Genomic DNA, 22,703 nt, shown 5'->3' on the forward strand with positions numbered 1-22,703 from the left:
GAGCCGAGCCGCGGTTCAGACCCCCGGGGCGGTCACCGCGGGCGCCCGCCACCGCGCCGCGCCCGCCGCCGCGCCCGCGGTCAGCAGGTCGGCCACGATGAACATCACCCGCGAGGCGACCGCGAACGCGCCGGCCTGCACCGGGTCGATGCCGCTGGCCACCAGCACGCCCACCATGACCAGCTCACGCGCGCCCGCGCCGGCGGGCATGATGAAGAAGAACAGGCCGATGGTCATGGCCAGGGCCATCGCGCCGACGCAGAGCACCAGGCCGCCGACGCCGGGCGCGCCGACCGAGTTGGCCAGCAGCCACAGGTGCACGCCCTGGAACCCGAACGCCAGCACCGCGTAGCCGAACACCTTGCCGATGGTCGACCACTTCAGCCGGTGGTCCAGCGGCGGCCGGCGCAGCACCTTCAGCACCAGCGAGGTGGCCCACGTGAGGATCCTCGGGTGCAGGGCCACCAGGCCGACCGGCAGCAGGGCGAACAGCCACATCGCCTCGGGCGTCTCGTCCAGCAGCACCGGCATCGCCAGGGCGCCCAGCAGCAGCGACACCACGACCGACACGCCCACCTGCACCAGCGCCGCGGTGAACACCCGCGCCCTGGCCAGGCCCGCCTTGCGGCCCAGCTCCATCTGGAGCACGTACGCCCACAGCGAGCCCGGCACGTACTTGCCGAGCAGGCCGACCAGGTTGATCTGCGCGCCCCGCAGGATCCCGATGGGCTTGCCGAGGTCGTCGACCATGGTCTGCCAGCCGAGCACGCCGAACAGGATCGACACCACCACGGCGAGCTGGCTGAGCAGCGCGGACTGCCAGGCGATGCCGCTGAGCGTGTCCCACACCTCGGACCAGTGGACGACCAGCTGGTAGCCGGCGGCCACCACGACCGCCACCACGAGCAGCCGGCGCGCCCAGTTGACGAGCTGGGCTTTCCTGGTCCGCGTCGGCTGGCTGACCTGCGTCGGGTCGGCTTCGACGGTCGTCATGGGTTCCTCGCGATGGGCGCTGTTGGGCATGGGTGTGGGTCCGGTCAGAGCGCTACGGTGGTGAGCCTGCTGAACTCGGCCACCAGGTCGTAGCCGTCCCAGGTGGCGGCGAAGCTCAGCGCGGACCCGAAGGGGACGATCCGGTCGATGCCGCGCCCGCCCAGCAGGCGGGCCAGGTCGAGCAGTTCCGCGCGGTCGAAGCCGAAGGTGCTCAGGGTCTGGTCCTTGCGCCGCACGACGGCCGCGAACTCGGCCAGGTCGGCCAGCCCCGCCTGCGGGAACGTGCCGACGCCCAGCCACTCGCGCGGCACGGCGGCGGGCTCGACCAGGTCCAGGGTGGCGACCGCGTTGCCGTCGAACCGGATGGCGGTGGCCTGGCCCTCCGCCGCGACGCCGTAGGCGGAGACCCGCTTCTGCACGGCCATCGCGGGCTCCACGACGAAGCGCTTGGCGGCGACGACCTCGGCCAGCAGCGCGCGGAACTCGTCCTGCGCCGCCCGCGCCGCCGCCTGGTCGCCGACCCAGAACAGCGTCCGGGGCGAGGAGCAGGCCGCCTGGTCGAACCAGTACGAGTCGTTGTAGAACCCGGTCACCGCCTCGCGCCGGCGCTCCGGCGACGCGGCCCGCCAGCCCTCGACCGAGATCGCGGCGAACGACGCCCGGTCCGGGAAGGTCAGGTCGCGGGCCTGCGGCGCGAGCGGGTGCTTGCGCAGCTCGGCGACCGACCGGTCGCCGCCCCACACGACCCGCAGCTCGCAGGCGGCCGACAGCGCCGCCGTCACGGCGTCGTCGCGGCCGTAGGTGATCATCCGCTGGGTCCGCGCGATGACCGGGTCCGCCTCGGCGAGGGCCGCGTCGAGCTCCTGCAGCACGGTGGAGGCCGCGCCCGCCGACCGGGACGAGATCCGGACCACGTTCGGGTTGCCCGCCAGCGCGGACAGCGCCCACGAGTACACGAAGATGGTGTCGACGTTGGCCGGCGGCACGTGGAACACCAGGCCGCGCGGGAACCTCAGCGCGTCCTCGGCGGTGCGCGCGTTGGCCAGCGCCTTGGCGATCTCGCCGCGCCGCAGGAAGAACCCGAGCGAGGCCAGCTCCGGGAACCGCCGCGCCACGGCGGGCGCGAGCAGCCTGCGGGCGAAGCGGACCAGGAAGTCGACGACCCGCTCGTCGCCGAACTCCAGCCGGTCGGCCGCGGCGACGTCGGCCAGCAGCTCGTCCACCTCGACGTCGGCGCCGGCCGGGAAACGCTGCTGGACCTTCACGCCGCCGCCCCCCCGCTGAACGTGTCCGAGCACCCCCGCGCCTCGGCGCGGGGCAGCCTGCCCAGCACCGAGAACCGCTTGCCCGGCCAGTCGCCGTCGTCGATCCCGTGCACCACGCCCAGGTCCTCGGTCAGCAGCACGTGGCCGGGGTAGGAGCGCGGCACGGTGCTGACCACCTCGATGACGCCCGGCACGCCCACCGGCTGCTCGGCCCACGTCTCGGGGTCGCGGATCACCACGTCGGCGAAGTCCGGGCAGTACAGCGAGTTGCCGGAGGGCCCCTCGACGAACACGGTGCCCAGCTGCTCGACCATGCCGTAGTAGTTGTGGATCCGGGTCAGGCCGGTGTCGGCCGCGAACCGGCGGCGGAACTCGGCGTTGTCCACCGCCCGGTCGACCAGCTTCTTCCAGCCGCCGGAGTGGATCAGCACGCCGTTGGACAGGTCCAGCCGGTGCTCGCGGGCGACCTCGTAGAGGTACTGCCACACCATGAAGGTGAAGCCGAAGATCAGGAACGGCTGGTCGCCGTGGGCGGCGAGGAAGCCCTTGATCGCCTCGACGTCCGGTCGGTCCTGCTCGTCGAGCGCGTAGACGTGCTTGCGGCCGAAGTTGGCCATGCCGAGCACGCCCGCGCCGCGCGCGGAGAACGAGCGCCGGTTCTTGACGATGCCGACGGTGTCGACCATCAGCATCGGCAGCCGCTGGTCGCCCAGCACCGCCCGCAGCGTGCGGCCCAGGTGGCGCGGCTGGTCGCCGGCGGCCTCCCGGTCCAGGTAGATGCGCGACACCTCGGCCCCGGTGGTGCCCGAGGAGGTCAGGACCTTGAACACCTCGTCGTCCGGCACGCTCTTGAGGACGTGGTGCTTGAACATCCGCACCGGCAGCCACGGCAGGCGCTCGACCGAGTCGAACACCCGGGGCACGTCCATCGCGGCGAGGATGCGGTCGTAGGGCTCGCACCGGGCGCGGTGGTGCTCGGTCAACTCGGTGAGCGCGGGCAGCAGCGCCGCCTCCCGCTCCGCCTGGCCGAGCCGGAACACGTCTTCGGCTGTCGCGGTCACGCCCGATCCTCCAGTGCGCGGTAGTCCACCTTGCCGCTGGCCAGCAGCGGCAGCGCCTCGACCGCCCGCACGTCGAACCCGGTCACGTGCAGGCGCAGCTTCTCCGACAGCGCCCGCGCGACCGCCTTGCGGTCGGCCCCGCGGTCGTCGCCCGCGGCGGTCTCCAGCCAGACGACCACCTTGTCGCCGGCGGGCACGGCGGCGAGGGAGCCGGGCCACGCGGCGCGGGCGAACCGCTCCACGTCGTCGAGGCTGACCCGGTTGCCGAACACCTTGCCGATGCGCTTGAGCCGCCCGGTGATGAACAGGTAGCCCTCGGCGTCCAGCCGGCCGAGGTCGCCGGTCTCCAGCACGCCGCCGGTCACGTCGCCGAGCGCCAGCTCCGCCTCGCCCTCGGCGTAGCCCATCATCACGTTCGGGCCGCGGTAGAGCACCTCGCCGACCACGTCGGGCGCGGTGGTCTCGACGCCGTCCGCCGACCGGATCGCGAACGCGCCGCCGGGCAGCGCCGGGCCGGCGGAGCCGACCTTGTCGGCCAGCCGCTCGGCGGGCACGGTGGCCATCCGGGGCGCGGCCTCGGTCTGGCCGTACATCACGAACATCCGGCCGCCGACGGCCGTCATCAGGTCGTTGAACCCGACCACCAGCTCGTCGCGCAGCTTGCCGCCCGCCTGGGTGATGGTGCGCAGCGTCGGGTACTTGGCCGGGTCGAACCGGAGCCTGCGCAGCATCTCGTAGTGGTAGGGCACGCCCGCCAGCGAGGTGATCTTGTGCTCCTCGACGGCCTGCCAGAACGGCCGCCCCATCACCCCGGTCGGCTCGACCACCACGGTCGCGCCGCGCAGCAGGTGGCTGTTGAGCACCGACATCCCGTAGCTGTAGTGCAGCGGCAGGCTGGTGGGCGCGACCTCGGCGCCGTCGATGCCCAGCACGTCCGCGATCGCGCCGGCGTTGGCCAGCACCGCGGCCCGCGACAGCCGGACGAACTTGGGGTTGCCGGTGGAGCCGCTGGTCGGCAGCAGCACCGCCAGGTCGGGGTGCGGCACGACGCCCGCCGGGTCGGCGCGCACCCACGCGGGGCCGGCGACGTCGCCCGCGCGGTAGCCGGCGGGCGGCTCGCCCGCCGCGCCCAGCACGGCCGCGGGCCGGAACCGGCCGACCAGGTCCAGCAGCACGCCGGCGTCCTGGCCCGCGTCCAGCAGCGCCACCGCGCGACCGGACTCGAACGCGGCCAGGTAGCGCAGCACGCTGGGCACGTCGATCGCGGTGAGCGCGAACAGCACCCCCTCGGGCACGCCGTCGAACGAGACCGCGGCCACCTCCGCGCGCAGCGCGGCGCCGTCCAGCGACCGGCCGCCCGCCGCGTCGACCAGGCGCGCGCCGGGGTGGAGCAGGTCGTGACCGGTCACAGCACCAGTCCGCCGTCCACGCCGAGGATCTGCCCGGTCACGAACGACGCCTCGTCGCTGACCAGGAAGCGGATGGCGCGGGCCACCTCGTCGGCGCGGCCGAGCCTGCCCAGCGGCGTGTCCGCGATCCGGCCCCGGATGATCTCGTCGCCCAGGTGGGAGGTCATCGCGGTCTCGATCACGCCGGGCGCGACGCCGTTGACCCGGATGCCGTAGCGGCCCAGCTCCTTGGCGGTGGAGCGGGCGACGTTGCCGACCGCGGCCTTGGACGCCGCGTAGGCGGTCTGCCCCGCGCTGCCCCGCTCGCCCACGATCGAGGCCAGCACGACGATCGCGCCGCGCTTGTGGCGCATCATCGCGCGCGCGGCGGCCTGCACCGTGTGGATCGTGCCCGCCACGTTCGTGCTCAGCATCCGGTCGACCAGCTCGTCGCTGATCATGCCGACCAGGGCGTCCTCCAGGACGCCCGCGTTGGCCACCACGATGTCCAGCCGGCCGCGCTCCTTGGCCACGCCCCGGATGACCGCGCCGACCGCCTTGCCGTCCGTGACGTCCAGGGCGGCGCCGGTCACGTCGGCGTCGAACTCGGCCGCGATCGCCGCCGCGCGCTCCTTGGCCTGCGCCTCGTCGCGCCCGGTGACCACGACCGCGCTCCCGGCCTCGGCGAGCGCGCGCGCGGTCGCCAGCCCGATACCCCGTGTGCCGCCGGTCACCACGGCGACCTTGCCGGTCAGGTCAATCACTACGTCATCAGTCCCGTACACAGTCGACACGTCGGATGCGCCCGCACGGACGGGCCGCGGTCCGGTGGCACACCGGACCCGCTAGGAGACTACCCGGCGTCCCGCGGCGGTAGTCGTCGGCAACCGTCCAGGGCAACCGCCGTGAGCCATCCGGGTGGCCCGCCCCCGGAGGGCGGAACGCCCCCGCCGCCCCCGGCGACGCCACCGGTAGGAGGACAACGAGGTCCGAGTGCTCGGGGGATGGCATGAGCATCGATCCGGAACAATCGCAACTCCGCATGGTCCCCGGTGGGGACGGCGTCTTCTACAGCGTCCAGGCCGACGGGCGGCTGCTGTTCTACCGGCACCACGGCTGGCAGACCGGCCTCGTCGACTGGGCCGACGGGGGCATGGGCGTCGAGATCGACGCCGGCTGGCACATGTTCACCACCGTGCTCGCCGCCGCCGACGGCCAGCTGTTCGGCTTCGGCGCGGACGGCACCGTCCGCTGGTACCGGTACCTGGTGGCGAGCGGCACCTGGGCGCCGCGCGGCGGGACGGTCGTCGGCACGGGCTTCGACCGCTACGCACGGGTGTCCGGCGGCTGGGACGGCGTCTTCTACGCCGTGGACCGCGACGGCGCGATGCACTGGTTCCGCTACCTCGCGGGCGACGGCAGCAGCGGGCCCGACGCCTGGGCGAACGCCGGGCGGCCCCTGCTCGTCAAGCCGGACGTCCGGTTCTACCAGCAGTTCGTCGCGGACCAGGGCGGTGTGCTGTACGGCGTCTTCCACGCCGCGGAGCTGCACTGGTTCCGCCACGACGGCGGCGGCCGGTGGGCCAACGACGGCGTCCCGGTGCCCATCGGCACCGGGTGGACCGGCGAGTTCCAGCGCGAGTTCACCGCGCAGGGCGGCTCGCTCTACTCGGTCTTCGTCGACCGCGCCTCGCCACCCGGGCCGGACCACGAGCTGAACTGGTTCCGCCTGGCCAACTGGCGCGACATCCCGGTCGGCGGCAGGCCGGACTGGTCCCACGGCGGCGCGGGGAAGGCCGTGGGCACCGGCTGGACCACCTGCCGGACGGCGAACCTCCAGGGCTACGCGAGCGCGTGGTCCGCGCCCGCCGGCGGCAGCCTGGGCGTGAAGGTCTCGGCCACGGTCGGCGAGTTCCAGGCCGCCGTGCAGCGGCTGGACGGCCCGCTGCCGGCCGGCGGCACGACCGTCTGGGGACCGGTGACCCTGCCCGCGCGGCTCCAGCCGGTGCAGCCCGGCTACCGGCGGCAGGGCTGCGGCTGGAGCGACGACTTCACCGTGCCGGTCGACGCGGCCTGGCCCAGCGGGCTGCACGCGGTCACCCTGACCGGCCCGCTGGGGATGCGCAGGCACGTGCCGTTCGTGGTGCGGCCGGCCGCGCCGGTCAACCGGCTCGCCGTGCTGCTGCCCACGCTCACCCACAACGCGTACAACTCGTGGGGCGGGCACAGCCAGTACACCTGGGACGCGGTGCCGACCAACCGGTACGTCACCCTGCGCCGGCCGTTCGCCAACGCGGACCTGGAAGGGCCCGGCCACGCGGACGTGCGCTGGCACGGCGACCTGCTGCTGCTGCGCTGGCTGAAGGACAACGCGTTCGCCTACGACTGCTACCAGGACCTCGACCTGCACACCGGCGACTGGCTGGGGCGGTACCGGGCGGTGCTGCTGGGCTCGCACCCCGAGTACTGGACGCTGACGATGCGCGGCAAGCTGGCCGACTACCTGTCCGGCGGCGGCCGGGTCGTCTCACCCGGCGGCAACGTCCTGTACGAGCCGGTGGACCTCGCGGACGGCGGCGCGACCGCCGTGCACCGCGACCCGTTCGGCAACCGCATCCCCTACGCCGCCCACGGGCTGCCGCCGCACGAGGTCGTCGGCAACTCCTACGTCGAGGCGTCGTTCCTGACCTTCGGGCCGTACGAGGTCCTCGCCGAGCACCCGTTCCTGGCCGGCACCGGCCTGACCGCCGGCTCGCGGTTCGGCCACACCGGGCGCAACGGCCCGGCGAGCGGCTGGGAGGTGGACGCCACGCCGCCCGGCCTGCCCGGCGCCCGGGTCGTCGCGAGCGGCGTGCAGGAGGGCGGCGCCGACATGGTGCACTTCACCAGGGGCAGCGGCTGGGCGTTCGCGGTGGGCTCGCTGACCTACGTCGGCGCGCTGGACGACCCGGTGGTGTCGCGGGTGCTGCGCAACGCCCTCACCGCCGCGCTCGCCTGAGCGCCCGACGACCGCGCCGGCCCGGTCCCCCGGGCCGCGCGGTCCGGTCAGCCCTCGACGCCGAACCCGCGCAGCATGTCGAGGGCGACCTTGAAGCTGCTCATGTCGATGACCTGGTCGGTCTCGAACTGCACGTCGAACTCGTCCTCGATGGCCGCGACGAGGGCCATGTGGCCGACCGAGTCCCACTCGTCGATGTCGCGGTACTTCAGGTTCTCGACGTCCGCGCCCTCGGGCAGGGACAGGGACTCGACGAAGACGTCACGCAAGCGGTCAGACAGCGCCATGGACTCTCGATCTCCGTTTCGCGGGGTCAGCGGGGTCAGTGGTCGAGCGGGGCGCGCTCGGCCCACGCCTTCAGCATGGCCGACAGGTCGGCGGGCAGCGCGTCCGCGGGCAGTTCGCCCTTGCCCTTGAGGAAGGGCTCCAGCGCCGCGATGGTCCGCTCGTCACAGCCCCGGCGGCTCAGCCCGACGGTGTTGATGCCCGCCGCGCGGGCCGGGTTGCCGACGGTGATGGTGAACGCGTCGACCTCCTTGCGCACGGCGGAGCCCATCCCGATCATCGCGCCGGGGCCGATCCGGCCGTGCTGGTGCACCACCGTGCTCATGCCGACGTTCACGTGCGACCACACCTCGGTGTGGCCGCCCAGCTGCACCGAGCAGGCCAGCACCACGTTGTCGCCGAGGGTCACGTCGTGCCCGACGTGGCTGCGCACCAGCAGGTAGCAGTCGTCGCCGACGGTGCTGGCGCGGTGGGTGCCCTGGTGCACGGTCACGTACTCGCGGATCCGGTTGCGGTCGCCGATCACCACGCCCTCGCCGGCCGACTCGCCCTCCCAGGCGACCGGGTGCGGCCCGCCCCGGTCCTCGGCGGGCGTGCCGATCGTGACGTGCGGGCCGATCCAGTTCCCGTCGCCGATCCGGCAGGGGCCGACGACGACCGAGTACGGGCCGATGACGTTGTCGTCGCCGAGCTCGACACCGTCGCCGATGATCGCGGTGGGGTGAATGCGGTTGGCCACGTGGTCCGTTCCTGCTGCGAGCGGTGGGTATCCGGTCCGCCACCCGGCGAGGGCCGGCCGCAGGCTCGGCGGGGGTCGGCGGGTAACGTGTGGCCCGCGTCAGGGCGGGACGACCAGTCACTGTACCCGACGCCGCCCAACGTCTCCGGAGCGAAAGACTGCCGCATGATCCCCATCACTGTCGTCGATGTAGCCGACGCGGAGCGCCTCGTCGTCGAGGTCCTGCGGTCGGGCTCCATCGCACAGGGCCCGATGGTCAAGCGCCTTGAGGACGCTTTCGCCGCCGTCACCGGCGTGCCGCACGCGATCGCCGTCAACAACGGCACGACCGCGCTGGTCGCGTCCCTCCAGGCCCTCGACCTCCAGCCCGGCGACGAGGTCATCACCTCGCCGTTCACCTTCGTCGCGACGCTCAACGCGATCCTCGAAGCCGGGGCCACGGCGCGGTTCGCCGACATCCGGTCGGACGACTTCAACCTCGACCCGGACTCCGTGGCGGCGCGGCTCACCGACCGGACCAAGGTCCTGATGCCGGTGCACCTGTACGGGCAGACCGCGGACATGGGCCGGCTGGAGCCGTTCGCGCGGGAGCACGGCCTGGCGCTGGTCGAGGACGCGGCGCAGGCCGTCGGCGCCACCTTCGAGGGCCGGGCGGCGGGCAGCTTCGGCACCGGTTGCTTCTCGCTGTACGCGACCAAGAACGTCACCACGGCCGAGGGCGGGATGATCACCACCTCGGACGACGCGCTGGCGGACCGGCTGCGGGTGCTGCGCAACCAGGGGATGCGCGCCCGCTACCAGTACGAGATGGCCGGCCACAACTACCGGCTGACCGACCTGCACGCGGCCGTGGGCATCCCGCAGCTGGAGAAGCTGGACAAGCGCACCGAGGCGCGGCAGCGCAACGCCGAGGCGCTGTCCCGGGGCCTGTCCGGCGTGGCGGGCCTCACCGTCCCGACCGTGCTGCCCGGCCGCACCCACGTGTGGCACCAGTACACCGTGCTGGTCGGCGACGACGCCCCGGTCACCCGGGACGAGCTGGCCGCGCGGCTGACCGAGCGGGGCATCGGCAACGGGATCTACTACCCGCGGGTCGTGTTCGACTACGACTGCTACCGCGACCACCCCGGGGTCGTCGCGGACGAGGCGCCGGTCGCCGAGCGGGTCGCCCGGCAGGCGCTGTCGCTGCCGGTGCACCCCAAGCTGACCGAGGGCGACGTGGACACCATCGTGGCGCAGGTGCGGGAGGTGTTCGGCGCGTGACGGCGAAGCACCGGGTCGCCCTGATCGGGACCGGCTCGATGGGCTCCCTGCACGCCAGGGTGCTGTCCCAGTCCGACCGCGCCGAGCTGGTCCGGGTGGTCGACCCGCGCGAGGACGCCGGCCGGGCGGTCGCCGAGCGGTTCGGCGCGGCGTGGACGCCGGAGATCGACTCGCTCGCGGACGTGGACGCCGTCGTCCTCGCGGCGGCCACCGAGGCGCACCACAAGCTCGCCCTGGAGGTGCTCGACCAGGCGACCCCGCTGCTGGTGGAGAAGCCGGTGTGCGACGACCTGGCGGCCAGCGAGGAGGTCGTCGCGCTGTCCGAGCGCCGGGACGTCCCGCTGATGTGCGGGCTGCTGGAGCGCTACAACCCGGCCGTGATGACGGCGCTGCAGCTGATCAGCGAACCGGTGCACGTGATGGCCCGGCGGCACGGCCCGTACGCGCCGCGGATCCGGACCGGGGTGTCCTGGGACCTGCTGGTGCACGACGTGGACATCGCGATCCAGTGCTTCAGCGGCGTCGAGCCGACCAGGGTCGCCTCCGGCGTGGGCTACTTCCACCCCGACTCGGTGCCGGGCGCGGAGGACAACGTCGAGACGGTGCTGACCTTCCCGACCGGGCTGGCCACGGTGTCGGCCAGCCGCATCGGCCAGCGCAAGGTGCGGTCGCTGGTGGTCTCGGAGATCGACCGCCTGATCGAGATCGACCTGCTGCGCCGGGACGTGACGATCTACCGGCACGTCTCGCACGACGCGGTCACGCCGGACGGCCTGGGCTACCGGCAGCAGACGGTGATCGAGATCCCGGAGCTGGTGTCGGCCCGCGAGCCCCTGGCCACCCAGCTCGACCGGTTCCTCGACCTGGTGGAGGGCCGGGTGGACGCGGCGCAGGAGCGCCGGTCGATCCTGCCCGCGCACCGCGTGGTCGCCCGCGTGCTGGAGACGGCCGCCGGCTGAGGGCCCGCGTGGCGCGAGAAGGGGGCGGGGCCGTCGCGGCCCCGCCCCCTCGCGTTCGTCCCCGACGCGTCAGCTGATCACGTCGTTGGTCTGCCAGCCCCAGCCCAGCAGGACCGGCGCCTGCAGGGTGGCCAGCGGGTTGGCCGGGTTCCACGTCGGCGCGTGCGGGTAGACCACCAGGTCGCCGTTGTGCCGGCGGCCCATCACGTCGGGGCGGCCGTCACCGTTGACCTCGGTCACGGTCACCGCGTTGAGGGTGTCCCAGCCGTAGCCCAGGTCCCACTGGTCGCCGAGCGGGTAGCCGTTCTCGTCCGGCGGGCCGTCCATGAACGAGAACACGCCGAGGGTGTCGGCGGGCTCCAGGTAGACGAGGTCCGGGACGCCGTCGAGGGTGATGTCGGCCAGGTTCATCTCGACCGTGTTGCGGACGCCCTCCAGGAGGGTGATCGGCGCCTTGAACGTGCTCACGCCGTTGTACGCGCCCGAGTGCTCGTACAGGTAGGCGTAGTTGCCGCCCCGGCCGCGCGCCACGATGTCGTCGTAGCCGTCACCGGTGAGGTCGCCGAACGCCACCAGGTCGTTGACGTTCCAGCCGTAGCCGACGACCGTGGGCGGCGCGAGCGTGGCGGTGCCGTTGAACACCCCGCTGTGCGGGTAGACCCGCATCGTGCCCTGCTGGTCGATGGAGACCACGTCGGCGTTGGTGTCGGCGTTGATCCGGCCCTGGCCGACCCAGCGGAACCCGCTCCAGCCGTAGTTGATCGCCACGGCCGGCTGGTAGGTGTAGATGCCCTGGAACGAGCGGCTGTGCGGGTACACCTTCAGCGTGCCGTCGTTGCCCTGGCGGGCCATGATGTCCGGCACGTAGTCGGTGGTGAAGTCGCCGCTGCGACCACCGCTGGTGGCCGACCGGTGGCCGACCTCGCCCGGCGCGGCCTTCGCCGGCCGGAAGTCGCCGACGACCCGGATGCCCTCCCCGGTGCCCGCCGGCTCCGCCGCGGCGGACGCGCCGGCCGACACCAGCGAGCCGGCCAGGGCCGCCGCCGTCGCGACGGCGAACAGGCGCAGCTTGTGCTGCATCAACAGTTCTCCTGCTTCTCTTCGCGCAGAGAAGGGTGCCGCCGCCGCGGGTGCGGCTGCGACAGTCAGGCCCCCCAAGACACCGCTTGGATAGTGCGACGCGAGATCATCCCCGCCCCCCGTGATCTATATAGCCGCGGGCCGCCTGATCGTTTCGCGAGCACTGCACATTTCTCCGGGGCGTGAGAACAACACGGTGGGTGACGAAATCCGCCACCCACCGTGTCCGCGAAGAAAACGGGTTTTCAGGGCTTGCGCTGCTCCGCCAGCCCGGCCAGTACTTCCAGGTGCTTGTTCAGCACGGCCTCCATGGTGAAGCACCGGTCGACGAGTTCCACCGCCGCCGCGGAGATGTGCTTCGACTCCTCGGGGTCGGTGATCGTCTCGATCAGCCGGTCCGCGATCGCCTTCGTGTCGCCGAGCGGCACGAGGTGCACGGTGTGCCGGTCGACCAGCTTGATGTCGAGGAAGTTGTCCTCGCGCACCGCGGCGACCACCGGCACGCCCGCCGCCATGCTCTCCAGGCTGGCCGTGCCGAAGCCGTAGCCCTGCATCTCGTGGCACTCGACCTGGGAGGCCGCCAGGTAGTGCGGGATGTCCGACTTGGGCACGGCGCCGGTGGTGATCACCGACTTCTCCACGCCCAGCTCGGCCGCGCGCTTGAGGAACGCGTCGAAGTACACCCCGCCCACGACCAGCAGCTTCGCGTCGGGCACCGCGCGCAGCACGGCCGGCATCGCCTCGACCAGCGCGAGCCGGTCGCGCAGCGGGATGACGTGCCCGGTCGAGAGGATGACCGGGTCGTCGCCCAGGCCGTGCCGCTCCCGGACCAGCCGGCCGTCGCCGCCGCGCACCCACTCCGGCTCGACGCCGACCGGGATCGGCACCATCCCGGAGATCGCCCGCTTGTACTTGCGCTTGATGTACTCGTCCATCTGGACGTCCATCACCACGTACGTGGGCTTGAACCGCCGCAGGAACGGGGCCACCACGAACCGGTCGAGCTGGTTGAACACCAGCTGGTAGAGCTTGCGCGGGCTCTGGAGCCGGGTGTGCACCGACAGCAGCGTGGGCACCTTGCGCTTGCGCGCCCACAGGCCGCTGAACCAGGTCAGGTCGAAGAACTGCCCGTGCTGGTGGATCACGTCGGGCTGGAACTCGTCCAGCACCCGGCCCAGCCGGCGCGGCAGCGACGGGCGCATGGTGAACGCGATGTCGAAGTTGATCGCCAGCCGGGTCTCCGGGAGCCGGAAGGCCGGGAAGCGGACCACCCGGACACCCTCGTGCACGGTGTCCATCGGCTCCTCGGCGTGCTCGGCGGTGAGCACCAGCACCTCGTGCCCCGCCGCCGCGTAGCCCTTCGCCAGCGCCTCCGACAGGTGCGCGCTGCCGCCGACGCGCGGCGGGTAGAAGTTGTTGACGACCGCAATCCTCATGCGCGTTCCCCAGCCTCGTGCCGAATGCGGACGTCCGGTCCGTCGATGTCCACCGTGCCGATCGGGCGGGCCGGCACCCCCGCCACCACCGTGCGTGCCGGCACGTCCCTCGTGACGACGGCGCCGGCCGCGACCACGGCCTCGTCACCGATCGTCACGCCCATCATGACCACCGCGTTCGCGCCGAGGAAGACCCGGTCCCCGATGGTGACCGGCGCCCGGTCCACGTTCGGGTAGGCCCGCCCCGACACGCAGCGCTTCATCGAGCTGTGCGTGTAGACCTGCACACCGCTGCTCACGTCGCACCCCGCGCCGATGCGCAGCCCACCGGACCCGTCGAGCACGGTGAACGCGCCGATCCAGGTGCCCGGCCCGATCTCCGGCTCACCGCCGATCCACGCGTGCCGGTTGTACGGGTTCGGCGGCAGCCCGTGCCACTCGTCGAGCCCGTCGGGCGCGGCCCCGGTCACGGTGCCGACGCGCGGACCAGCTCCGCCATGCCCTGCTCGACGGTGATGGTCGGCTCCCAGCCCAGCACCTCGCGGGCCCGGGTGATGTCCGCCGCCCGCCGCGAGACCAGCACGTCGCGCGGGTTGAACTGCGGCTCCACGTCCACGCCCACCGCGTCGATGAGGATCTTCGCGAGCTGCGCGACCGAGGTGTCCACCCCGGTGCCGATGTTGATCGGCAGGTTGGCCTGCTCGCTCTCCAGGGCCAGCACCACGGCCAGCGCCAGGTCGTGCACGTGCACGAAGTCCATCGACTGCTCGCCCTTGCCGTCGATGATCGGCGGCTGGCCCTTGCGCAGGCGCTGGATGAAGTGGTTGATCACCGAGGTGTAGTACGCCTCGATCTTCTGGCCGGGGCCGTACACGTTGAAGAACCGCAGCGCGTTCCAGGACAGGCCCTTCTGGCGCTGGTAGAAGCCCAGCAGGTCCTCGCCCGCCCGCTTGGTGATGCAGTACGGCGTCAGCGGCTGCAGCCGGTCGTCCTCGTGCATCGGCAGCCGCTCGGGCTCGCCGTAGACCGACGCGGTGGAGGCGAACACCAGGCGCTGCACGCCCTCGTCCGCGGCGGCGGCGAACACGTTGTGGTTGCCGGTCATGTTGATGTCGACCGACTCGTGCGGGTCGGCGACGCTCTTGTTGATCGACACGGTGGCGAAGTGGATCACGTGGGTGCAGCCGCGCATGGCCTCGCGGACCGCGCCGCCGTAGCGGACGTCCTTCTCGACCAGCTCGACGTTGCCGCCCGCGACCAGCTCGTTGACGCGCTCCCGGTCGCCGCGCGACATGTTGTCGAACAGGCGCACCTTGTAGCCGCGCTCCAGCAGCAGCGGGATGACGTGCATACCGATGAACCCGGCGCCACCGGTGAAGAGCACGGTGCGGTCGGACATGGCGGTTACTCCTTGAGCTAGGGGGACCTGGCTGCGGTGTCAGGCCAGTTCGGCGACGACCTCGCGGACCGCCTCGGCGGCCCGCTCGACCTGCTCGTCGGTGAGGTTCGCGTGCATCGGGATGGCCAGGTGCCGGCGGAAGACGTCCGCGGACACCGGGCAGGGCTCGGTGGCCCCGTAGATCGGCTGGACGTGCGAGGCGTACGTGCCGAAGTTGCACTGGACGCCGCGCTCGCGCAGCCGGAGCGCGACCTGGTCGCGGCTGATCGACGGGTCGATCGTGATGATGTAAGCCTGCCAGGGGTGCGTGCGGTCCGGCAGCACCACCGGCAGCTCGATGCCCTCGACGTCCTTGAGCAGCTCGCCGTAGCGCTCGGCGACGCGCGTGCGGGCCGCCAGCAGGTCGGGCAGCCGGTCGAGCTGGACGTTCATGATCGCCGCCTGCACGTCGGACAGCCGGTAGTTCCAGCCCAGCTCGTGGAACGACGGGATCGGCAGGGTGTTGCTGCCCTCCCGGCCGAGCGCGGGCTCGATGCCGTAGGTGTGCAGCTTGCGCGCCCGCGCGTCCCACTCGGCGTTGTCGGTGGTCAGCGCGCCGCCCTCGCCGGCGGTGATGCCCTTGCGCCCGTGGAAGCTGAAGGTGGCGATGTCGGCCAGGCTGCCCGCCGGGCGGCCCTGGTAGGTCGCGCCCGCCGAGCAGGCCGCGTCCTCGACCAGGAACAGGCCGTGCTTGTCGGCGATGGCCCGCAGCTCGGCGTAGTCGGCCGGCTGGCCCGCGAGGTCCACGGCCACGATGCCCTTGGTCCGCGGGGTGATGGCGGCCTCGACCGCGGCCGGGTCGACCGTCCAGGTGTCCGGGCGCACGTCGGCGAACACCGGCTTCGCGCCGGTGTAGAGCACCGCGTGGCCGGTGGCCGGGAACGTGTAGTCGCCAACGACGACCTCGTCGCCCGCCTGCGCGCCGAGCACGTGCAGCGCCAGGTGCAGCGCCGAGCCGCAGCTGCTGGTGGTCAGGGCGTGCGCGGTGCCGACCGCGCCGGCGAACCGCTCCTCGAACCGACGGCAGGTCGGTCCGGCGCCTGCCAGCCACCCGGACTTGAAGACCTCTGCGATGGCTGCCAGCTCCTCGTCGCCGACGGTGGGCTGACCAAGGATGATGGGCTCAGACATGACTCTCCCTGCGTGGACCGCGAACGAGTCTAATAGGTGCGTTTACCGGTCACGCCCACGGCCCCGTACGCTTCCGGCGACGAACCACCGGCTGGAGAAGACGAGGACGGCACGTGCGGCACATCGTGGTCATCGGCGGAGGCATCATCGGTCTGGCGACCGCCCACGAGCTGGCCGCGCGGGGTGATCGCGTCACGGTGCTGGAGAAGGAGTCCCGCTGGGGCGCCCACCAGACCGGGCACAACAGCAACGTCGTGCACGCCGGCCTCTACTACAAGCCGGGCTCGCTGAAGGCGCGGATGTCGGTGGCGGGCAACGCCTCGATCGTCGACTTCGCGCGGGAGAACGACGTCCCCGTCGAGGTCTGCGGCAAGCTCGTGGTCGCCACCTCCGAGGACGAGGTCCCGCGCCTGGAGGTGCTCGCCGAGCGCGCCGCGGCCAACGGCGTGCCGGCCAAGCGGATCACGCCGGAGGAGGCGCGCGAGCACGAGCCGGAGGTCGCCTGCGTCGCGGCCCTGCGGGTGGAGAGCACCGGCATCATCGACTTCCCGGCGGTGTGCGCGGCGCTGGTCCGCAAGCTCACCGCGCACGGGGCCGACCTGCGGCTGGACACCCCGGCGCTGGCCATCCGCGACGCGCGGACCGGCGGCGGCGTGGAGGTCGCCACCCCGCGGGGCGTCGTCCGGGCCGACGCGCTGGTGAACTGCGCGGGCCTGCACAGCGACCGGGTGGCCCGGCTGGCGGGCCTGCGGCCGAAGGCGACCATCGTCCCGTTCCGCGGCGAGTACTACGAGCTGCGGCCGGAGCGCGCGCACCTGGTGCGCGGCCTCATCTACCCGGTGCCCGACCCCACGCTGCCGTTCCTGGGCGTCCACCTGACCCGGATGCTCGACGGGAGCGTGCACGCGGGCCCCAACGCGGTCCTCGCGCTGCGCCGGGAGGGCTACCGGTGGCGGGACGTGTCGGCGGCCGACCTGGCCGAGGTCGCCCGCTTCCCCGGCTCCTGGAAGCTGGCCCGCCGGTTCGCCCGGACCGGTGTGGAGGAGGTGCTGCGCTCGTTCTCCCGCAAGCGGTTCGCCGCGAGCCTGGCCCGGCTCGTGCCCGCGGTGCGCGAGGAGGACCTGGTGCGCTCCGGGGCGGGCGTGCGGGCGCAGGCGATGCTGCCGGACGGCTCGCTGGTCGACGACTTCCTGATCGAGCACGCGCACCGGCAGGTGCACGTGCTCAACGCGCCGTCGCCGGCGGCGACCTGCTCGCTGGAGATCGGCAAGCAGGTCGCCGACCGGGTCGCCGAGCAGTTCTGAACCGGGCGGTCCTGAACGGGGCGGTCCTGAGTCGGGCGGTCCTGAACGGGGCGGCTCCGGGCCGGGCGGTCCGCGGCGGCGGGGCGGTGGCGACCACCCCGCCGCCGCGCCCCTAGCGCGGGGTCAGCACGTCCAGGCCCAGGAACGGGCGCAGCGCCTCCGGGACGGCGACCGACCCGTCCGCGCGCTGGTGGTTCTCCAGGATCGCGACGAGCCAGCGGGTGGTGGCCAGCGTGCCGTTGAGCGTGGCGGCGGTCTGCGGCCTGCCGTTGTCGTCCCGGTAGCGCACGTTCAGCCGGCGCGCCTGGAACGTGGTGCAGTTCGACGTGGAGGTCAGCTCCCGGTACGCCCGCTGGGTGGGGATCCACGCCTCGCAGTCGAACTTGCGGGCGGCGCTGGTGCCCAGGTCGCCGGCGGCGGTGTCGATCACCCGGTAGGGGACGTCGACCGCGGCGAGCATCTCCTCCTCCCAGGCCAGCAGCCGCGCGTGCTCGGCCTCGGCGTCCTCGGGGCGGACGTAGGAGAACATCTCCACCTTGTTGAACTGGTGGACGCGGATGATGCCGCGGGTGTCCTTGCCGTACGAGCCCGCCTCGCGGCGGTAGCACGACGACCAGCCCGCGTACCGGCGCTCGCCGTCGAGGATCTCGTCGGCGTGGTAGCCCGCCAGCGGCACCTCCGACGTGCCGACCAGGTACAGGTCGTCGTCGCGCAGCCGGTAGACCTCGCTCGCGTGCGCGCCGAGGAAGCCGGTGCCGGCCATGACCTCCGGCCGGACCAGCGTGGGCGTGATCATCAGCGTGAAGCCGGCGGCCGTCGCGCGGGCGACCGCCATGTTCAGCAGCGCCAGCTCCAGCTGCGCCAGCACGCCGGTGAGGAAGTAGAACCGCGAGCCGGACACCTTCGCGCCGCGCTCCATGTCGATGCCGCGCAGCCGCGTGCCCAGGTCCAGGTGGTCCAGCGGCTCGAAGTCGAACTCGCGCGGCTCGCCGACGTGCTTGAGCACGACGAAGTCGTCCTCGCCGCCGGGGGGCGCGTCGGGGTGCACCACGTTCGGCACGGCCCGGTGCAGCTCGTCCAGCTCGGCCTCGGTCCGCGCCTGCTCGGCCTCGGCCGCCTTGACCTCGGCGGCCAGCTCCTTGCCCTGGGCCAGCAGCGCGTCCCGCTCATGCCCGCGGGCCCGGCCGACCTGCTTGCCGAACGCCTTCTGCTCGCCGCGCAGCGCGTCCGCCCGCGCGATCGCCGCCCGGCGCCGCTCGTCGGCGGACAGCAGCGCGTCGACCACGGCCTCGTCCTCGCCACGCGCGCGCTGCGACGCGCGGACGGCTTCCGGGTTCTCGCGCAGGGCCTTGAGGTCAATCACGGGGCAAGAGCCTACCCATGCCGGTGCGCCCGCCCGCACGCGCGCGCACGGACCGGCCGGACGCGGCGGGGCCCCGACCCGGGCGCGACCGCCCGGACCGGGGCCCCGGTCGGTCAGCTGATCGCGACCGCGACCACCAGGCCGAGCGCGACGTGCGCGCTGGCGACCACGACGCTGGCCGGCGCGAACCGGTCCGACTCGATCAGCGAACCGATGTCCAGCCGGGTCACCCACTCCAGCAGCCGGACCGCCAGCACCTGCACGACGATGCCCGCGAAGCCGAAGATGAGCGCCGTCAGCAGGCCCTCGTCCAGCTTGCCCGCCGCGTTGTAGATCGCCACCACGACGATCAGCGCCATGCTGACCAGGCCGGCCGACGTCACGATGACCGCGTTCGGAGCACCCGCCCGCACCAGGCCCGACAGCTTGCCGGGCGTGGTGAAGTCGATGGCGTAGAAGCCGACGACCATCAGCACGAGGCCGACCACGGCGTACAGGGCGATCGCGCCGACGCCCCGGCCGATCGCGGAGCCGAAGCCCGGGTCCAACGCGAGTTCGCTGATCACTGCCACTCCATTCATTCGACAATCCGATGCGGGACGAACGCCGCGCCATCGTCGGTCACCAGGCCGACCGTCTCGCGGATGCCGAGCCCGGCCGCCGCGTCACCGACGACCCACGCGCCCAGCGCGGGCCGGTAGCCGTCGAACTCGGGCAGCGGGTCGAACAGCTGGTAGACGAAGCCTTCCTTGCCGTACACGCCGCCGGTCTGCGTCTCGTAGCCCGGCGCCACGATCTGGATGTTCGCGCCCTCGCGGCCCAGCCGGGGCTTGCGCACGTACTCGGTGAGCAGGCCGGGGTCGTCCAGGAAGGCGGGCAGCAGGTTCGGGTGCCCGGGGTACATCTCCCACAGCACCGCCAGCAGCGCCTTGTTGGACAGCAGCATCTTCCACAGCGGCTCGATCCAGAGCGTGCCGGGCAGGCTCTCCACCGCGAAGCGGCCGAACTGCTCGTCGGTCACCCACTCCCACGGGTAGAGCTTCACGACCGTGCCCATCGGGGCCTCTTCGAGGTCGACGAACCGCTTGAGCAGCGAGTCCCAGCCGATCTCCTCGATCGCGAGCCCGACCGTGTCCATGCCCGCCTCGGCCGCCGTCTCCTGCAGGTAGGCCACCGTGACGTGGTCCTCGCCCGACGGGTCGGCCGCCGACCAGGTGAAGTGCAGCTCGTTGGACGGCAGCCGGTCGCCGACCTCGGCCCACCGCTCGACCAGCTTCTCGTGGATCGAGTTCCACTGGTCGTCGTCCGGGTGGACGTCGGTCTTCCAGTTCCACTGGACGACCGACGCCTCCAGCAGCGACGTGGGGGTGTCGGCGTTGTACTCCAGCATCTTCGCCGGGCCGCGCCCGTCGTAGCGCAGGTCGAACCGCCCGTAGACGTGCGGGTCGCGCCGCTTCCACGACTCGGCGATCGCGGGCCACAGCCACTCCTGGATGCCGAAGTCGCGGTAGCGCTCGGTGAGCACCACGTTGTCGACGGCCTCCAGGCACATGCTGTGCAGCAGTTCGACGTCCGCCTCCAGGGACAGCACGTCGCTCATGTCGAACACGTAGTGCGCCGACTCGTCCCAGTACGGGCGGGGGCTGCCGTCGGCGGCCCTGGCCGGCGCGCCGAACACGAGCCCCTGCTCGGACACGGTGCGCTGCCAGTTCGGCCGGGGCGCGGAGGTCTCGCGACGCATCAGCCGCCCACGCCCTTGCTGTTGGAGACGCCGAAGCCGCCGCGCTGGATCGTCGTGCCGGACTTGGTGGTGACGTTTGCGCCCTTGGGGATCGTGTAGCTGCCGCCGCTGACCTTCTGGCCGACGGGCACGCTCGACCCGCCGTAGTGGTAGCGGTAGGAGGTGCCGCCGATGTAGATGAACCCGCCGCTGCTGTACCCGCCGTGGGAGCGCGCGTAGTTCTCGTCGCAGTACTGGTCGTCGACCACGACGCCGTCCTGCGTGCACTGGGCCTCGACGTCGTCGGGGCTGGCCGCGGCGTACCAGATGGCCACCACGCCCACGACGCCGACGGTGACGCCACCGCCGATCAGCAGCCGCTTGCGGAGCTTCCTCCGGCGGGCCTCCTCGGCCTCCTGCTCGAGCCGCTCCTGCCGCTTGCGCTCGGCGGCGGCCGTCCGCGCGCGCTGCTCGGCCAGGCTCGGCGGCCGGGGCTGCGTGACGCCCGGCTCCTGCCGCCGGATCTGCCCGCGCCTGCCACCGGCCTGCCCCGGCTGGTCGGGCCGCGCCGGTTCCCCGGCCCCGCCCGGCGCGCCCTGCGGTGGCGCGGGCGGCGGCGCGTACGGCGGCGGGGTCGCGCCCCCGCCGGGCGTCGGTCCACCGGCCCCGGCGGGGCCGCCGGTCCGGTCGTCACGGTCGTTTCGGTCGTTCTCAGTCATCAGCCACTCCCGGCGGGGACGGTACAGAGGTCGGCCGCCATTTGGGTGACGAGTGTCCCAAAAGCAACAGTCTCCACCCGCCCGAAGGGTTCCGGCGTCGGCCCAGGCATCATGGAGTGGATGTCGACGAGCGCCCGATGGTTTCGCCGTGGTGACCAACTGGTCATGCTCGGCGCGTTCGCCGGTGCCTTCGCACTGCTCGCGCTGAGCGCGTTCACGTCGTGGCCGATGGGCTCCAGCCCGGCCCCCTCGACCACGTCCGAGCAGGTCAACCCGGCTTACGAGGTGCAGGCGGGCGACTGCCTGGACTGGTCGGAGCGCGACCTCTCGGATGTGACGAAGGTCGACTGTGCCGCTCAGCACATGTTCGAGGTGACGGGCGCGGTGGACATCGGCGCGGCGTTCGGCCCGCAGGCGCCGTTCCCGACCGACGAGCAGTGGCAGGAGATCAGCCAGGAGCGCTGCGCGCAGCCCTCGCTGGACTACCTCGGGGGCCGGTTCGACCCGTTCGGCAAGTACACGGTCGGCCCGCTCAACCCCGGCGAGCGCCTGTGGGGCCGGGGCGAGCGGACCCTGCGCTGCGGGTTGCAGGTGGCGGGCCCGGCGGGCGGGCTGCTGCCCGCGTACGGGACGGCCCGCACCCAGGACCAGTCCGACGTCTACGACCCGGGCGTGTGCCTGGGCATCACCGAGGCGCGCGGCGTGGGCGACCCGGTGGACTGCGCGCAGCCGCACACGTTCGAGATCGTCGGGGTCGTCACCCTGCCGGCCGGCCCGTTCCCGGCGGTGGAGAAGCAGGACGAGGTCATGTCCGTCGAGTGCGCGCGGCTCGCGGCCGAGTACAGCGGCGGCGTTGACTTCCGGGCCAGGGGCCTGATCGTGGCCTGGGACACCAGGGCGCCGGAGAGCTGGGCGGCCGGCTCGCACCGGGCGAACTGCAAGGTGGGCGCCACCCCGGCCCCGGACAACACCGGGCTGACGGCGTGGGAGAAGAGCGTCCGCAACCCGAACGCGCCGCCCCTGACGACGGTCAACCCGCCCCAGACGACGGCCGTGCAGCAGGACGAGCCGACCGGGGCGCCGCTGCACTCGGCGTCCAACTCCGGCACGAGCCCGGCCACGACGTCGGCGTCGGTGTCGGGGACGACCACGACGACCACCACCGCCGCCGAGCCCCCGCCTTCGAGGTGATCCCGTGCCGGTGGAGATGTCCCGACAGCGGTTCGACGAACTCGTGGGCGAAGCCCTGGACCTGATACCGCCGGAGTTCGCAGCGGCGATGGACAACGTGGTGGTGCTGGTCGAGGACCGCCACCCGGAGGAGCCGGACCTGCTGGGCCTGTACCACGGGATCGCGCTGACCAGGCGGACGTCGGACTACGGCGGCGTCCTGCCGGACCGGGTGACGATCTACCGGGAGGCCATCCTGGACATCTGCCTGACGGAGGACGACGTGGTGGAGGAGGTCGCCATCACCGTCATCCACGAGGTCGCGCACCACTTCGGCATCGACGACGCGAAGCTGCACGAGCTGGGCTGGGGCTGAGCGGCGCGGGCCGCC

The 22,703-nt window shown here is 72.9% G+C and carries 22 protein-coding genes; 6 read left to right on the top strand and 16 right to left on the bottom strand.

The features are described from left to right. Positions 1 to 15: 15 nt before the first annotated feature. From JOE68_RS14385 to JOE68_RS14405, 5 genes are read right to left on the bottom strand one after another with little or no spacing between them, the layout of a single operon-like run. Positions 16 to 993: a lysylphosphatidylglycerol synthase transmembrane domain-containing protein gene (locus JOE68_RS14385; protein ID WP_204842853.1), complete on the bottom strand. Its 978-nt coding sequence runs from the start codon at positions 991 to 993 to the stop codon at positions 16 to 18. A gap of 44 nt (positions 994 to 1,037) precedes the next feature. Beyond that, positions 1,038 to 2,258 (bottom strand): acyl-CoA reductase, encoded by a 1,221-nt coding sequence (locus JOE68_RS14390; protein WP_204842854.1) that lies wholly within the window; start codon positions 2,256 to 2,258, stop codon positions 1,038 to 1,040. Then, entirely contained in the window at positions 2,255 to 3,319 is a 1,065-nt protein-coding gene (locus tag JOE68_RS14395) for a LuxE/PaaK family acyltransferase (RefSeq protein ID WP_307819679.1), read from the bottom strand. The genes JOE68_RS14390 and JOE68_RS14395 overlap by 4 nt, the downstream gene beginning before the upstream one ends. Then, positions 3,316 to 4,728 (bottom strand): AMP-binding protein, encoded by a 1,413-nt coding sequence (locus JOE68_RS14400; protein ID WP_307819680.1) that lies wholly within the window; start codon positions 4,726 to 4,728, stop codon positions 3,316 to 3,318. The genes JOE68_RS14395 and JOE68_RS14400 overlap by 4 nt, the downstream gene beginning before the upstream one ends. Next, the gene (locus JOE68_RS14405; protein ID WP_346038547.1) at positions 4,725 to 5,471 is read right to left on the bottom strand and encodes an SDR family NAD(P)-dependent oxidoreductase; all 747 of its coding nucleotides are present in this window, start codon (positions 5,469 to 5,471) and stop codon (positions 4,725 to 4,727) included. Before JOE68_RS14405 ends, JOE68_RS14400 begins: the two co-directional genes overlap by 4 nt. A gap of 245 nt (positions 5,472 to 5,716) precedes the next feature. Here JOE68_RS14405 and JOE68_RS14410 point away from each other — a divergent pair, with 245 nt between their 5' ends. Next, positions 5,717 to 7,705 carry a N,N-dimethylformamidase beta subunit family domain-containing protein gene (locus tag JOE68_RS14410; protein WP_204842855.1) on the top strand — a complete coding sequence of 663 codons (1,989 nt, stop codon included), beginning with the start codon at positions 5,717 to 5,719 and terminating at the stop codon, positions 7,703 to 7,705. A 47-nt stretch (positions 7,706 to 7,752) separates the two neighbouring features. Here JOE68_RS14410 and JOE68_RS14415 read toward each other — a convergent pair whose 3' ends face one another. Continuing rightward, complete coding sequence (locus JOE68_RS14415; RefSeq protein ID WP_204842856.1) at positions 7,753 to 7,992, bottom strand: acyl carrier protein; 240 nt, start codon at positions 7,990 to 7,992, stop codon at positions 7,753 to 7,755. A 35-nt stretch (positions 7,993 to 8,027) separates the two neighbouring features. Further along, on the bottom strand, positions 8,028 to 8,729 hold the full coding sequence (locus JOE68_RS14420) for an acyl-ACP--UDP-N-acetylglucosamine O-acyltransferase family protein (RefSeq protein ID WP_204842857.1): 702 nt from the start codon (positions 8,727 to 8,729) through the stop codon (positions 8,028 to 8,030). A 165-nt stretch (positions 8,730 to 8,894) separates the two neighbouring features. Here JOE68_RS14420 and JOE68_RS14425 point away from each other — a divergent pair, with 165 nt between their 5' ends. Together JOE68_RS14425 and JOE68_RS14430 are read left to right on the top strand one after the other, a co-directional pair. Continuing rightward, positions 8,895 to 9,992 (top strand): DegT/DnrJ/EryC1/StrS family aminotransferase, encoded by a 1,098-nt coding sequence (locus tag JOE68_RS14425; RefSeq protein ID WP_204842858.1) that lies wholly within the window; start codon positions 8,895 to 8,897, stop codon positions 9,990 to 9,992. Beyond that, positions 9,989 to 10,951 carry a Gfo/Idh/MocA family protein gene (locus JOE68_RS14430; protein WP_204842859.1) on the top strand — a complete coding sequence of 321 codons (963 nt, stop codon included), beginning with the start codon at positions 9,989 to 9,991 and terminating at the stop codon, positions 10,949 to 10,951. Before JOE68_RS14425 ends, JOE68_RS14430 begins: the two co-directional genes overlap by 4 nt. Positions 10,952 to 11,020: 69 nt before the next feature. Here JOE68_RS14430 and JOE68_RS14435 read toward each other — a convergent pair whose 3' ends face one another. The 5 genes from JOE68_RS14435 to JOE68_RS14455 all read right to left on the bottom strand — a co-directional run bounded on the left by JOE68_RS14435 (position 11,021) and on the right by JOE68_RS14455 (position 16,036). Next, on the bottom strand, positions 11,021 to 12,031 hold the full coding sequence (locus JOE68_RS14435; RefSeq protein WP_204842860.1) for an FG-GAP repeat domain-containing protein: 1,011 nt from the start codon (positions 12,029 to 12,031) through the stop codon (positions 11,021 to 11,023). A gap of 245 nt (positions 12,032 to 12,276) precedes the next feature. Further along, entirely contained in the window at positions 12,277 to 13,467 is a 1,191-nt protein-coding gene (locus JOE68_RS14440; RefSeq protein ID WP_204842861.1) for a glycosyltransferase family 4 protein, read from the bottom strand. After that, positions 13,464 to 13,937: an acyltransferase gene (locus tag JOE68_RS31180; protein ID WP_307819681.1), complete on the bottom strand. Its 474-nt coding sequence runs from the start codon at positions 13,935 to 13,937 to the stop codon at positions 13,464 to 13,466. The genes JOE68_RS14440 and JOE68_RS31180 overlap by 4 nt, the downstream gene beginning before the upstream one ends. Continuing rightward, positions 13,934 to 14,866, bottom strand: coding sequence for an NAD-dependent epimerase/dehydratase family protein (locus JOE68_RS14450; RefSeq protein WP_204842862.1), 933 nt, complete (start codon positions 14,864 to 14,866; stop codon positions 13,934 to 13,936). Before JOE68_RS14450 ends, JOE68_RS31180 begins: the two co-directional genes overlap by 4 nt. A 39-nt stretch (positions 14,867 to 14,905) precedes the next feature. Continuing rightward, positions 14,906 to 16,036: a DegT/DnrJ/EryC1/StrS family aminotransferase gene (locus JOE68_RS14455; RefSeq protein ID WP_204842863.1), complete on the bottom strand. Its 1,131-nt coding sequence runs from the start codon at positions 16,034 to 16,036 to the stop codon at positions 14,906 to 14,908. 32 nt (positions 16,037 to 16,068) lie between these two features. Between JOE68_RS14455 and lhgD the strand changes: the two genes are divergently transcribed. Further along, on the top strand, positions 16,069 to 17,340 hold the full coding sequence (gene lhgD, locus JOE68_RS14460) for an L-2-hydroxyglutarate dehydrogenase (RefSeq protein ID WP_372443358.1): 1,272 nt from the start codon (positions 16,069 to 16,071) through the stop codon (positions 17,338 to 17,340). 112 nt (positions 17,341 to 17,452) lie between these two features. Here lhgD and serS read toward each other — a convergent pair whose 3' ends face one another. The 4 genes from serS to JOE68_RS14480 all read right to left on the bottom strand — a co-directional run bounded on the left by serS (position 17,453) and on the right by JOE68_RS14480 (position 21,142). After that, positions 17,453 to 18,703 (bottom strand): serine--tRNA ligase, encoded by a 1,251-nt coding sequence (gene serS / locus JOE68_RS14465; protein WP_204842865.1) that lies wholly within the window; start codon positions 18,701 to 18,703, stop codon positions 17,453 to 17,455. Positions 18,704 to 18,816: 113 nt separating this feature from the next. Continuing rightward, positions 18,817 to 19,269: a DUF350 domain-containing protein gene (locus JOE68_RS14470; RefSeq protein ID WP_346038546.1), complete on the bottom strand. Its 453-nt coding sequence runs from the start codon at positions 19,267 to 19,269 to the stop codon at positions 18,817 to 18,819. Positions 19,270 to 19,280: 11 nt separating this feature from the next. Continuing rightward, positions 19,281 to 20,444 (bottom strand): glutathionylspermidine synthase family protein, encoded by a 1,164-nt coding sequence (locus JOE68_RS14475; RefSeq protein WP_204842867.1) that lies wholly within the window; start codon positions 20,442 to 20,444, stop codon positions 19,281 to 19,283. Further along, complete coding sequence (locus JOE68_RS14480) at positions 20,444 to 21,142, bottom strand: hypothetical protein (protein WP_307819682.1); 699 nt, start codon at positions 21,140 to 21,142, stop codon at positions 20,444 to 20,446. The genes JOE68_RS14475 and JOE68_RS14480 overlap by 1 nt, the downstream gene beginning before the upstream one ends. Before the next feature lie 120 nt (positions 21,143 to 21,262). Here JOE68_RS14480 and JOE68_RS14485 point away from each other — a divergent pair, with 120 nt between their 5' ends. Together JOE68_RS14485 and JOE68_RS14490 are read left to right on the top strand one after the other, a co-directional pair. Next, a complete protein-coding gene (locus JOE68_RS14485; protein ID WP_239562246.1) occupies positions 21,263 to 22,333 on the top strand; it encodes a septum formation family protein in 1,071 nt (356 codons plus the stop codon). Positions 22,334 to 22,337: 4 nt separating this feature from the next. Continuing rightward, the gene (locus JOE68_RS14490) at positions 22,338 to 22,688 is read left to right on the top strand and encodes a metallopeptidase family protein (RefSeq protein ID WP_204842868.1); all 351 of its coding nucleotides are present in this window, start codon (positions 22,338 to 22,340) and stop codon (positions 22,686 to 22,688) included. Positions 22,689 to 22,703 lie beyond the last annotated feature (15 nt).

It is taken from the genome of Saccharothrix algeriensis, from assembly GCF_016907655.1.
Lineage (GTDB): Bacteria > Actinomycetota > Actinomycetes > Mycobacteriales > Pseudonocardiaceae > Actinosynnema > Actinosynnema algeriense.